We start from the raw sequence: 11,996 nt of genomic DNA on the forward strand, positions 1-11,996 counted from the left end.
CCGGCCACACCCCCGGTCCTCACCTCGCATGTGGTTCGTCGGCGGCGCCCGTCCCGGGCGCCGCCCGTACAAGCATGCCGCCGCTCCCCGCGGCGGCCCCCGCCAGGAGAAACCATGCGTGCCTCACCCCTACGCCGCTTGCCGGCCGGCATCGCCGCCATGGCGCTGGCCGTCACCGGCATGGCCGTCACGCCGAGCGCCGCCCCCGCGAGCGCGGCCGCGTGCGACACCGCCACGAACCTCGCTCTCGACAAGCCCGCGACCGCCTCCTCCGTGCAGGGCAACGGCTACCTGCCCGCCAGGGCCGTCGACGGCGACGCCGCCACCCGATGGTCGAGCCAGTTCAGCGATCCGCAGTGGATCCAGGTCGACCTCGGGGCGGGTACCACGGTCTGCCAGGTGGTCGTCGACTGGCAGACGTCGTACGCCAGGGCCTTCCGCCTGGAGCTGTCCGGCGACGGCGTGAACTGGACGACGATCTACTCCACCACCACCGGCGCCGGCGGCACGCAGACCATCGACGCCGCCGGCACCGGCCGCTACCTGCGCGTGTACGGCACGCAGCGTGCCACCGGATACGGGTACTCCGTCAAGGAGCTGACCGTCCACGGCGCCGGCTCGGGTGGCGGCGAGTGTCAGACGCCGCCGCCGGTGTCCCAGGACCTCGGGCCCAACGTGGTCGTCTTCGATCCGTCGATGTCCGGTTCGAGCATCCAGAGCAGGCTGAACGCCATCTTCGCCCAGAGCGAGAGCGCCCAGTTCGGCAGCCAGCGCTACGCGGTGATGTTCAAGCCGGGCACCTACAGCGGCATCAACGCCAACACCGGCTTCTACACCTCCGTGCTGGGCCTGGGCCGCAACCCCGACGACGTCACGATCAACGGCGACGTGACGGTGGACGCCGGCTGGTTCGGCGGCAACGCCACCCAGAACTTCTGGCGCTCGGTCGAGAACCTGGCGATCGTGCCCAGCAACGGCACCAACCGGTGGGCGGTGTCGCAGGCCGCGCCGATGCGCCGGGTGCACATCCGCGGCGACCTCAACCTGGCCCCCAACGGGTACGGCTGGGCCAGCGGCGGTTACATCGCCGACAGCAGGATCGACGGGAGGGTCGGCCCCTACTCCCAGCAGCAGTGGTACACCCGCGACAGCCAGATCGGCGGCTGGGTCAACGGCGTGTGGAACATGGTGTTCTCCGGGGTGAAGGGCGCCCCGGCCAACAGCTTCCCCAGCCCGCCGTACACGACCCTGGCGACCACCCCGGTCGTGCGGGACAAGCCCTACCTGTACCTCGACGGCGGCGCCTACCACGTGTTCGTGCCCAGCCTGCGGACCAACGCCTCCGGCACGAGCTGGTCGGGCGGGTCGACGCCGGGCACCCCCGTGCCGCTCACCCGGTTCTACGTGGCACGGCCGGCCGACTCGGCGGCCACCCTCAACAACGCCCTGGCCTGCGGCATGAACCTGCTGTTCACCCCGGGTGTCTACCATCTGAGCCAGACGCTGAAGGTGACCCGGCCGGACACCGTCGTGCTGGGCGTCGGCTACCCGACGCTGATCCCGGACAACGGCGTCACCGCGATGACCGTCGCCGACGTCGACGGCGTCAAGCTCGCCGGGCTGCTGTTCGACGCGGGCACGGTGAACTCGCCGTCCCTGTTGCAGGTCGGGCCGAGCGGCGCGACCACCAGTCACGCCGCGAACCCGACCACGCTGCAGGACGTGTTCTTCCGCGTCGGCGGGGCCGGGCCGGGGAAGGTGACCACGGCGCTGATCGTGAACAGCGCCGACACGATCATCGACCACATCTGGGCGTGGCGCGCCGACCACGGCAGCGGCGTCGGGTGGACGGTCAATCCGGCCGACACGGGCCTGATCGTCAACGGCGCCCGCGTCTCCGCGTACGGGCTGTTCGTGGAGCACTTCAACAAGTACGAGGTGATCTGGAACGGCCAGGGCGGGCGCACGATCTTCTTCCAGAACGAGATGCCCTACGACCCGCCGAGCCAGGCGGCGTGGCGCAGTGACGGGCGCGGGTACGCCGCGTACAAGGTGGCCGACTCGGTGACGTCGCACGAGGCGTGGGGCATGGGCAGCTACTGCGTGTTCACCGCCGATCCGAGCATCGTGGCGGAACGCGCCTTCGAGGCCCCCGTCAGGGCGAACGTCAAGTTCCACAACATCCTGACCATCTCGCTGGGCAAGGGCTCGATCGAGCACGTCATCAACGACACCGGCGCGTCGACCGGTACCACCGTCAAGCCGGTGAACATCGTCAGCTACCCCTAGCGCGGGGCGGGACCCGTCGACTCGCGCACGATCAGGTGCGTCGGCAGCACGGCCGACTGCCGTGCCGCCGGCGCACCGTCGTTGAGGCGGGCCAGCAGCATCGACACCGCCACCCGCCCGGCCTGCTCGATCGGGGCGGCGAGTGTGGTGAGGGTGGGGTGGCAGAAGTCCGCTCCGAACATGTCGTCACAGCCGACGACGCTGATCTCCTCCGGCACGCCGATGCCGCGCTCACGCAGGCGGGTGAGCATCCCGATGGCGAGCAGGTCGTTGAAGGCGATGCACGCCGTGGCGCGGGTGTTGATCAGCGCGTCGGCGGCGGCCGATCCGGACATCCGGCCGGCCGGGAACGGGCCGAGACGGTGTACCGGCAGCCCGTGCCGGGCCGCCGTCGTGACCAGCGAACGCCATCGGGCCTCGTTGGCCCAGGAGTTCTGCGGGCCGGACAGGTAGACGATCTCCCTGTGCCCCAGTGAGATCAGGTGCTCGGCCGCCTGCGCCACACCGGACGGGGAGTCGAGCACCACGCTCTCGACACCGCGCACCATGCGGTTGACGGCCACCAGCGGCAGCTCGGCGGCCAGCTCCGCGAGCAGACGGCGGGACAGCCGCGAGGTGGCCATGATCGCCCCGTCGATCGACTGCCGCATCTTGGACAGCGTGTGCGACTCCAGTTCGCCGGAGTTCTCGGTGTCGATGAGCAGGTGGGTGTAGCCCGCGGCTCTGAGCTGGTGCTGTGTGCCCCGGATCAGCCCGAAGTAGAACGGGTTGGTCACGTCGGACACCAGCACCGCGACGGTCTCGGTGCGTCCCGAGGTCAGCGCGCGGGCGTGGGTGTTGGGCACGTAGGACAGCTCGCGGGCCATCGCGACGATGCGCTCGCGGGTGGCCGCGTTCACCCGCTCGGGCCGCGACAGCGCGCGGGACACGGTGGACGCGGCGAAGCCCGTCGCCTCCGCGATGTCGTTGATCGTGACACGTGATCGCTGCACGTTGTCGCGACTGTCCATACACGGACGAAAACACGGCATGACAGGAATGGCAACCGTTTGCCGCCCTCGACTGTCAGGCGCTCGCGAGGGCGGCGATGAGCGGCGTCCCACGGCGGGGACGCGCTCATCGCGGCCTGTGCGTGCCGTCGTGCGAGGGCGGTGGTCAGCGTCTCCAGAACAGCAGGTGGGTGACCCCGCTGGGGCTGGGGACGGTTTCGAGGTGGAAGCGGTCGAGCAGGTCGGTGTGGCTGTTCCACAGGCGTTCGCCTCGGCCGAGGTCGACGGGGGCGACGGCGATGTGCATCGTGTCGACCAGGTCGGCCTCCAGGAACTCGCGGACGGTGGCGACTCCGCCGCCGAGGCGCACGTCCCGGCCGTCGGCGGCCCGCTTCGCGCGTGCGAGGGCCTCGGCCGGTGTCGCGTCGAGGAAGTGGAAGGTGGTGTCGGCCAGGGTGAACGACGGGCGTTCGTGGTGGGTGAGCACGAAGACCGGCGTGCGGAACGGCGGGGTGTCCCCCCACCATCCCCGCCACTCGTGGTTCTCCCAGGGGCCGCGCTGCGGGCCGAACTTGTTGCGCCCCATGATCTCCGCGCCCATGTTGTTGCGGAAGTCGCGGGTCAGGTAGTCGTCCAGGCCGCGGGTGCCGCCGGGGTCGGTGCGGTTCACCCAGCCGGCGGTGGCGCCCGCCCAGGACGCGAAGGCGGCTGGGTCCGCGTGGCCGAAGGGCCGCTCCAGGCTCTGCCCCTCACCGGCGCCGAACCCGTCACGCGACACGGTGAAGCACTGCACCCTCAACAACTGCGACATGCGTCCTCCTTGGGAGCTGACCGGCGACTTCCAGCGGGACGCCCAGGCGGGCGCCCCTTCGGGAGGTGGTCGGAACAGGAAGGCGATTCTTGCCGCGGGCGCACGGTCGGCTTTTCAGGCCGCTTCACCGATCGCTTTCGAGCTCGCCGGCGATCTCTTGGGCCAGCCGTGCGGCGCGGGCGGCGAGGGGCGAGGGGGTGCGGTGGGCGCGGCGCACCAGGTAGATCTCCCGGGGGGCGATCGGCGGTCGCAACGCGTGGACGCTCAGCGCCTCGTCGGCCATGGCGCCGGCGGTGTGAAGGACGAGCCGGGGGAGGATCGCCGAGCCGAGACCGGCGCGGACCATCGAGAGCACGACCTCGTTGCCGGCGGCGCGGAAGACGATCTCGGGATGGACGCCGTCGGCGGCGAGGGCCTCCTCCAGCGCCGGCTGTGCGCAGTCGGGTGGCCAGGCGACCATCGGGGCCCCGTCGAGCCGTGCCAGGTCGACGGGCCCGTCGGGAAAGCGCCCGCGGGGTGCCACCAGGTGGTACGGGTCGTCGAGCAGTTTGAGGTACTCGACGTCGTCGCCGGGGACCCGGTGGTCGTAGAAGAGCAGGTCGACCGCTGACGGGTCCGCAAACCCCACCTCGTCCTCGGAGAGCCGGATGTCGCAGCCGGGGAACTCGTCGCGGAGCCGGCGGATGAGAACCGGGAGGAGCGTGGTGGACACGCTCTGGAAGGTGCCGATCGTGATGCGGCCCTCGCCGGCTTTGAACCTCTCGATGGCGGTGTGCATGGCGTCGGCCTTGGCGAGCAGCTCCGCGGCGTGGGCCAGCGTCACCTCGCCCAGCGGCGTGAGCCGCACCCGGCGCGGGCCGCCCGGACGGTCGAAGAGGCGGCCGCCGACCGCGCGCTCAAGGGCGGCGACGTGCTGGCTGACGGTGGACTGGGTGTACCCGAGCCGCGAGGCCGCCCGGCCGAACGAACCCTCAACGACGACGGCGGTGAGGGTGGCCAGATGCCGGAGCTCCGCGTGTGCCACGCCGACCACGGTACATCGTCAGGCCCGATCGTCACCATCGTAGATCATCGCTTTTCACGATGAGTCAGGAAACCTAGGGTCGGAGACATGGCTGAGAATCCCCGATCCGCGTTGTGGTTCCCGCTCTTCGACGAGCTGGCCGATCCTCTTGCGGTGGCACGGCTCGCGGCCGAGGCCGAGGAGGCGGGCTGGGACGGGTTCTTCGTGTGGGACAGGCTCACCTGGCCCGCGCCGGTCGAGCGCATCGCCGACCCGTGGATCTCGCTGGCGGCGGCGGCGACGGCGACCGAGTCACTGCGGCTGGGCCCGATGGTCACGCCGGTCGCGCGCCGCCGGCCCGCCAAGCTGGCCCGGGAGACCGCCTCACTGGACCGGCTCAGCGGCGGCCGGCTGACGCTGGGCGTGGGGCTGGGCGGCGACCTCTACGGCGCGGAGCTCGCGCGCACCGGAGAGCAGGTCGACGACCGCGTCAGGGCGGAGATGCTGGACGAGGCGCTGGGCGTCCTCACGTCCGCCTGGTCGGGCCGGCCCGTGCGCCACCGCGGACCGCACTACGTGATCGACGATCTCACGTTCCTGCCCACGCCCGTCCAGCCGCGCGTGCCGATCTGGGCCGCGGGCTACGCGGGCCGCCGCGGACCGCTGCGCCGGGCGGCGACCCTCGACGGGTTCTTCCCGGTCGAGCTACGGCACCCCGACCAGCTCGCGGAGATCGGCGAGACGATCCACGCCCTCCGCCCCGACCCCACGGCCCCCTACGACCTCGCCGTGCCCCTACCCCCCGGCACCGACCCCACCGCGTACGCCGCCGCCGGCGCCACCTGGTGCCTGACGGAGTTCGACCCGGACGCGATGACGCTCGACCACATACGCGGAGTACTCCAGGACGGCCCCGCCCTCCCGGCCGCGCAGGAGGTCACCTCGTGAACCGGGTCACCCGTCGGGGCCCGGCCTGTGGCTGCCGGCGTCCGGAGGGGTGAAGGGGGCGCCGGCGTACGCGGCGATCACCAGTTGGGCTCGGTCGCGGGCTTGGAGTTTGGACAGGAGGCGGCTGATGTGGGTTTTGACGGTGCCTACGGTGAGGTGGAGGTGGGCGGCGATCTCGGTGTTGGACATTCCCCTGGCGATGAGGGTGAGGACTTCCTGTTCGCGGGGGGTGATGTTGTCGAGGGGGCGCTGGGCCGGGGCGGGGTGGGGGCGTTGGAGGAAGTGGGTGATCAGGCGGCGGGTGACGGTGGGGGCCAGCAGGGCTTCGCCGGAGGCGACCACTCGGATGGCGGCCAGGAGTTCGGTGGCCGTCGCGGACTTGATGAGGAAGCCGCTGGCGCCCGCCTTGAGGGACGCGTAGACGTACTCGTCCTGGTCGAAGGTGGTGAGGATCAGGATGCGGGTGCCGGTGGTGGCGGGGTCGGCGCAGATGCGTCTTGTCGCCTCGATGCCGTCCATGTCGGGCATGCGGACGTCCATGAGGACGACGTCGGGGCGTTGCCTGCGGGCCAGGAGCACGGCTTCGGCGCCGGTGCCCGCCTCGCCGACGGTGGTCAGGCCCGGGGTGGCGTCGATGAGGACTTTGAGGCTGTCGCGCAGCAGGACCTCGTCCTCGGCGAGCAGGACCCGGATGGGCGGGGGCGGGTCCTGCGAGGTGACGTCGTTGTTCAGGGTGGCGTCGGTCTCCACGCCGGCGTCGGTGTTCGCAGTGGGGTCGTTGTTCGGGGCGGCGTCGGTGTTCGGTGGGGGGGCGGGGTTCATGGGGTGCGGCCGTTCGGGTGGTAGGGCAGGCGGGCCGACACGCGGAAGCCGCCCTCGGGCCGGGGGCCCGCGCTGAACGTGCCCGCGTACATCTTCGCCCGTTCGCGCATGCCGACGAGGCCGTGACCTCCGGGGCCCGGGCGCGGCGGACGGCCGTGGCGGGGGCCGTCGTCGACGACCTCGATCACGGCTTGCCGGGCGTCGGTGTCCACGGTGACCGCGCAGCGGGTGGGGCCGGCGTGGGTGACGACGTTGGTCAGGGCCTGTTGCACGATCCGGTACACCGAGAGCGCTACCGCGGGAGGCGGCGCGGCCTCCTCGCGGACGGTCAGGTCGACCTCGACCCCGGCCGAGCGGGCGTGGGCAGCAAGTTCGGGCAGGTCGGCCATGCCGGGAACGGGCCGGTGGGCCTGCTGGGGATCCTCGTCCGAGCGCAGGAGGCCGAGCACCCGGTGGATCTCGGTGAGCGTGCTGCGGCTGGTCTGCTCGATGACGGCCAGCGCGGCGCGCACCTCCTGCGGGCGGGCGTCGGCGACATGGTTGGCGACGGTGGCCTTGACGGCGATCAGGCTCATGCTGTGGCCGATGACGTCGTGCAGCTCCCGGGCGATGCGCCTGCGTTCGTCGGCCACCGCGGCCTCGGAGAGGTGGTGGACGAGGCGGGCGGTCGTGTCCCGCTTCCAGCGCACGGCCGTCCCGACGGCCCATCCGGTGGTCAGCAGCACGGTGATGACGCCGATCTCGATCGGCCAGGCCGGTGGCAGCTCGCTGGGCGTGGCCGCGGGGGTGAGGCCGGGGAACACCTGGGCGTAGAAGATCAGGATCGCGGTGGTCGCGGCCGACAGGCAGGCCGCCAGGCTCGCCGCCGACCACCTGATCGAGGTGGTGGTGGCCACCAGGTACAGCACGAGCACGGTCGGCACGAACGTCAGCCAGATCGCGCCCGCCGCGACGGCGCCGGCCACGGTGACCAGCACGCCCACGGCGCACGCCAGGGCGAGCATGGCCCGCGGCCGGTGCCGCCTGACGGCGACCGGGAAGCTCACGACCGCCGCCACCGGCCACGCCGACCACGCGGGCCACCACGACGACCGCCCCGGTGGGTCGACGATGGCGTACCCGACGATCAGCGCCACCACGACCGCCACCGCCGCGTCGGCGACGCCTCCCCTACTGAGTCGCCGAGCCCACTTCATGCCCAGAAGTTACCGCTCCGCCGGATCGTCCGGCATCTGCCCACGGTCAGACATCCGCGTCCGCCCGGGGTCGTACCACCCGCGTGGTGCATGCCCTTGGCCGACGGGCAGACGCCATGCTCGGCGCGCGGGCGGGGAGGGGCGGCCGGAAATGCGTTGGGGGCGGGCGGGGGGCGTCTCTACTGTGGTGCGGTGACGACTCAGGTGATCGTGCTGAACGGCGGGTCCAGCTCGGGCAAGTCCGGGATCGCCCGGTGTCTGCAGGCGGTCCTGCCGGACGCCTGGCTCGCCCTCGGGGTCGACACGCTGATCGAGGCGATGCCCGCGTCCCTGCGGGCGTCGGACGCGGGGGTCGAGTTCGCCGCGGACGGCGGGGTGAGCGTCGGGCCGCAGTTCCAGGCGCTCGACGCGGCGTGGACGGCGGGGGTCGCGGCGATGGCCCACGCGGGCGCTCGGGTGATCATCGACGACGTGTTCCTCGGCGGAGCGGCATCCCAGCGACGGTGGCAGAAGGCCCTCACCGGGCTGGGCGTGCTGTGGGTCGGCGTCAGGTGCGAGAGCGCGGTCGCCGTGGGCCGTGAGCTCGCCCGGGGAGACCGGGTCCCGGGGATGGCCGCGCTGCAGGCGGAGGTGGTCCACCAGGGCGTGGTCTACGACCTGGTGGTGGACACCACGCACACCGAGTCCCTGGTGTGCGCGCGGGCCATCGCCGCCCACGTCCTGCGATAGCCGCCGGCCGCCTCGCGCTAGGCCTGTCGCGCGTGGTTCCGTGACGCCTGCGGCCGATGCCGCGGCGAGCAGCAGCTCGCGCTCGGCCTGTCGCGCGGTGGTTCCGCCGGCCGGGTGGTGACGCACTCGCGGGATGTGACGAAGGGGCGCGTCACATCGTGACGACCAGCTTGCCGGTGGTGTGGAGGCGGGCGAAGTCGACGCAGGCCCGGGGGCCCTCGTCGAGGGTGTAGCGGCGGCCGATGGTGGCCGGCAGTCCGCCGGTCGCCGCCAGCTCGGCCACCTCGCGCATGCCGCCGAGGGCGCCGTCCATGTCCAGGACGAAGTGGAGGGCGACGTCGTCGCGGCCGATCCACTCCTGCCGGGGGACGGGGTAGGTGATCGTGAGCAGGCGCCCGCCGGGGCGGACGGCGGTCGCGACGCCGGTCAGGTGGTCGCTGGGCAGGGTGAGGTTGAGGGCGACGTCGACGCCGGAGGGGTACTCCGCCTCCGGGTAGCCGATGGTCTCGTGGGCGCCGAGGCGGCGCAGGACGCCGGCGTCGGCTTCGGTCGCGGTGGCGATGATGCGGGCCTTCGCGGCGGCGAGCAGCGGGATCACCGCGGTGCCGACGCCGCCGGTGGCGCCGATGACCAGGACGGTCTCGCCGGGCCGCACCCTGGCGGTGGTCATCAGGGCCCGGGCGGTCAGGCCCGTGGTGGGCAGGGCCGCCGCGTGCTCCAGGGCGAGGCGGGGCGGGCGGTGCGCCAGGAAGGGCGTGTCGGCCTCGAAGACCGCGTACTCGGCCAGCGAGCCGGTGCTCAGGGACGGGCGGGTGGCGCCCGCCATCGCGCGCAGCGCACGGGGGACGGCCTGGCCGAAGATCTCGTCGCCCACCCGGTACGCCGTCACGCCGGGGCCGGCCTCGCTGACGGTTCCGGCGAAGTCGTTGCCGGGCACGTGCGGGAACTCCAGCGGCACGACGTCGCGGAAGTCGCCGCTGGGCAGCCGGACGTCCGCCGGGTTGATCGAGGCGGCGGCGACGCGGACCTGGATCTGCCCCGGACCGGGCCGGGGCGCCGGCACGTCGGCCACCGTGTACTGCTCGGGGGGCCCGTAGCCGGTCGCGACGACTGCCTTCATGGTGTCCTCCAAAACGGACCGCGTGGTCAGGTTCTGGGCCGTCAAGCTAGCAATAAACGGACCGGGCGGTCAACTTGCTAGGGTGACGACGTGACCCCGACCCGGCCCCTGCGCGCCGACGCCGCCCGCAACCGCGAACTGCTGCTGGCGGCGGCGGCGGACGAGTTCGCCGAGCGCGGTCTGGACGCCTCGGTCGCCGACATCGCCCGCCGGGCGGGTGTCGGCAAGGGCACCGTCTTCCGCCACTTCGCCACCAAGGACGACCTGCTCGCCGCGATCGTGCTCGACCGCGTCGAGGCACTCAACGCGGTCGGCGAGAGACTGCTCGACGCGGCCGATCCGGGCGCGGCGCTGCTGGAGTTCCTCACCGCCGCCGCGCATCAGCGGCAGCAGCGCGACCTGTCGTTCCTGCAGGAGGCCGGCGAGCTGAGCCCGGAGGTCACCAGGGTCCGCTCGCGCATGTTCCACATCGTGCGCACGCTGGTCGACCGGGCCCGCGAGCACGGCGCCGTGCGGGCCGACGTCACCGGCGCGGACGTCATCCTGCTGATGTGCGCGCCCAACTACGTCGCCGGCTACGTGCCGGACGCCCCGCCCGACCTGTGGCGGCGCTACCTCGCCATCATCTTCGACGGCCTGCGCCCGGAGGGCGCACACGCGCTGCCCCACCCGCCGCCGCCGGCTCCCTGACGCCGCGCGACCGTTCCGCGTGCGGGCCGGGTGCGGTTCAGGGCCGGGTGCGGCGGGCTCCGCCGCCGGCTCGCCGGGCGGGGAGGGGCGGCAGGCGGTCGGCGTGCAGCCAGGCGGTGAAGAGGGGGGTCAGCGGCGTGGCGGCGTGGCGGGCGGCCAGGCGGGTGAACTGGGCGGTGCTGACGGTGCCGTGCTGGTAGGTGGTGGTCCACTCGCGCAGGAGGGCGAAGAACGCGTCGTCGCCGAGGGTGCGCCGGAGGGCGTGCAGGGTCAGGGCGCCGCGCTTGTACACGCGGTCGTCGAAGAGGCGGCGGGGGCCGGGGTCGGCCAGCGGGAAGTCCTGGGGGAGCTCGGCCAGCCTGCGGTGCCAGCGGCCGGCGAGCGTGTCGGCCGTCTCGCCGCCCGAGGCCTCCGACCACAGCCACTCCGCATACGCGGCGAACCCCTCGTGCAGCCAGATCTCGCTCCAGCTCCCCAGCGTCAGGCTGTTGCCGAACCACTGGTGTGCCAGCTCGTGCGCGACCAGGCGCTCCTCGCCGCGGCGGCCGTCCACGTGGTTGCGGCCGAAGATCGACATGCCCTGCGCCTCGACCGGGATCTCCAGGTCGTCGTCGGCCACCACCGCGGTGTACGACGCGAACGGGTAGGGGCCGAAGAGCTCGGTGAACAGGGCGATCATCTGGCCTTGGCGGGCGAAGTCGGCCCGGACACGCGACGCGAGCCGGGCGGGGTGGAGCAGCCGCTGCGGCACCGGGCCGGCGACCTCCGTCACCTGGTAGCGGCCGATCTGCACACTCGCCAGGTACGTCGCCATCGGCTCGGCCTGCTCGTACACCCAGGTGGTCGTGGACGCGCCGCGGCGGCGGGCGGCCAGGCGGCCGTTGGCCGCGACCGCGTACGCCGACCCGGTGGTGACCGTCACGCGGTAGGTCGACTTGTCGCCCGGATGGTCGTTGCACGGGAACCACGACGGCGCCCCGGTCGGCTGGCTCGCGACGATCACGCCGTCGGTGAGCTGCTCCCAGCCCAGCCCGCCCCAGCGGCTCGGCACCGGGCTCGGGTTGCCGCCGTACCTGACCTCCACGACGAACAGCGTGCCCTCGTGCAGACCCCGCGCCGGGACGACGCGCAGCTTGTCACGGCCGTGCGTGAACCGCGCGGGCACGCCGTCGACCGTCACCGCGGTGACGCGCAGGGCGTCGGCCAGGTCGAGCGTGAACGCCTCCAGGCGCGCGGTGGCGAACGCCGAGACGACGGCCGACGCGCGCAGCCGGTTGGCGCCCACCCGGTAGTCGAGCGTCAGCTCGTAGTGCTCGGCCCAGTAGCCCTCGTTGCCCCGTTCCGGAAAGTAGGGGTGGCGGGAGGTGCCGGGTGCCACGCTCACGTGCGGTCTAGCCTT

11 protein-coding genes are annotated in these 11,996 nt (G+C 72.9%); 4 read left to right on the top strand and 7 right to left on the bottom strand.

The genetic code is table 11. The annotated features are described in order from the left end of the window. Positions 1–114: 114 nt before the first annotated feature. Complete coding sequence (locus PYR91_RS13855; protein ID WP_279780134.1) at positions 115–2,289, top strand: discoidin domain-containing protein; 2,175 nt, start codon at positions 115–117, stop codon at positions 2,287–2,289. On the opposite strand, the gene PYR91_RS13860 is transcribed toward PYR91_RS13855, so the two are convergent. From PYR91_RS13860 to PYR91_RS13870, 3 genes are all read right to left on the bottom strand, one after another. Then, positions 2,286–3,299: a LacI family DNA-binding transcriptional regulator gene (locus PYR91_RS13860; protein WP_279780135.1), complete on the bottom strand. Its 1,014-nt coding sequence runs from the start codon at positions 3,297–3,299 to the stop codon at positions 2,286–2,288. The genes PYR91_RS13855 and PYR91_RS13860 overlap by 4 nt on opposite strands. Before the next feature lie 145 nt (positions 3,300–3,444). Next, positions 3,445–4,089 carry a dihydrofolate reductase family protein gene (locus PYR91_RS13865; protein ID WP_279780136.1) on the bottom strand — a complete coding sequence of 215 codons (645 nt, stop codon included), beginning with the start codon at positions 4,087–4,089 and terminating at the stop codon, positions 3,445–3,447. A 124-nt stretch (positions 4,090–4,213) separates the two neighbouring features. Beyond that, positions 4,214–5,113, bottom strand: coding sequence for a LysR family transcriptional regulator (locus tag PYR91_RS13870; protein WP_279780137.1), 900 nt, complete (start codon positions 5,111–5,113; stop codon positions 4,214–4,216). An 87-nt stretch (positions 5,114–5,200) separates the two neighbouring features. Between PYR91_RS13870 and PYR91_RS13875 the strand changes: the two genes are divergently transcribed. Beyond that, positions 5,201–6,040 (top strand): LLM class flavin-dependent oxidoreductase, encoded by an 840-nt coding sequence (locus PYR91_RS13875; RefSeq protein WP_279780138.1) that lies wholly within the window; start codon positions 5,201–5,203, stop codon positions 6,038–6,040. 6 nt (positions 6,041–6,046) lie between these two features. Here the strand turns inward: PYR91_RS13875 and PYR91_RS13880 are convergent, their stop codons facing one another. Together PYR91_RS13880 and PYR91_RS13885 are read right to left on the bottom strand one after the other, a co-directional pair. After that, positions 6,047–6,862, bottom strand: a complete 816-nt coding sequence (locus PYR91_RS13880) for a response regulator transcription factor (protein ID WP_279780140.1) — start codon at positions 6,860–6,862, stop codon at positions 6,047–6,049. Then, complete coding sequence (locus PYR91_RS13885) at positions 6,859–8,058, bottom strand: histidine kinase (RefSeq protein ID WP_279780142.1); 1,200 nt, start codon at positions 8,056–8,058, stop codon at positions 6,859–6,861. The genes PYR91_RS13880 and PYR91_RS13885 overlap by 4 nt, the downstream gene beginning before the upstream one ends. A gap of 192 nt (positions 8,059–8,250) precedes the next feature. On the opposite strand from PYR91_RS13885, the gene cpt reads away from it, so the two are divergent. Continuing rightward, on the top strand, positions 8,251–8,787 hold the full coding sequence (cpt, locus tag PYR91_RS13890) for a chloramphenicol phosphotransferase CPT (RefSeq protein WP_279780143.1): 537 nt from the start codon (positions 8,251–8,253) through the stop codon (positions 8,785–8,787). A gap of 151 nt (positions 8,788–8,938) precedes the next feature. Here cpt and PYR91_RS13895 read toward each other — a convergent pair whose 3' ends face one another. Then, positions 8,939–9,907 (bottom strand): NADP-dependent oxidoreductase, encoded by a 969-nt coding sequence (locus PYR91_RS13895; protein ID WP_279780144.1) that lies wholly within the window; start codon positions 9,905–9,907, stop codon positions 8,939–8,941. 90 nt (positions 9,908–9,997) lie between these two features. On the opposite strand from PYR91_RS13895, the gene PYR91_RS13900 reads away from it, so the two are divergent. Beyond that, positions 9,998–10,597 (top strand): helix-turn-helix domain containing protein, encoded by a 600-nt coding sequence (locus PYR91_RS13900; RefSeq protein ID WP_279780145.1) that lies wholly within the window; start codon positions 9,998–10,000, stop codon positions 10,595–10,597. A gap of 37 nt (positions 10,598–10,634) precedes the next feature. Here the strand turns inward: PYR91_RS13900 and PYR91_RS13905 are convergent, their stop codons facing one another. Beyond that, positions 10,635–11,981 carry a M1 family metallopeptidase gene (locus tag PYR91_RS13905; protein WP_279780146.1) on the bottom strand — a complete coding sequence of 449 codons (1,347 nt, stop codon included), beginning with the start codon at positions 11,979–11,981 and terminating at the stop codon, positions 10,635–10,637. Between the last annotated feature and the right edge of the window lie 15 nt (positions 11,982–11,996).

Origin of the sequence: Sphaerisporangium sp. TRM90804, from assembly GCF_029846175.1 — a bacterium.
Classification (GTDB): domain Bacteria; phylum Actinomycetota; class Actinomycetes; order Streptosporangiales; family Streptosporangiaceae; genus Sphaerisporangium.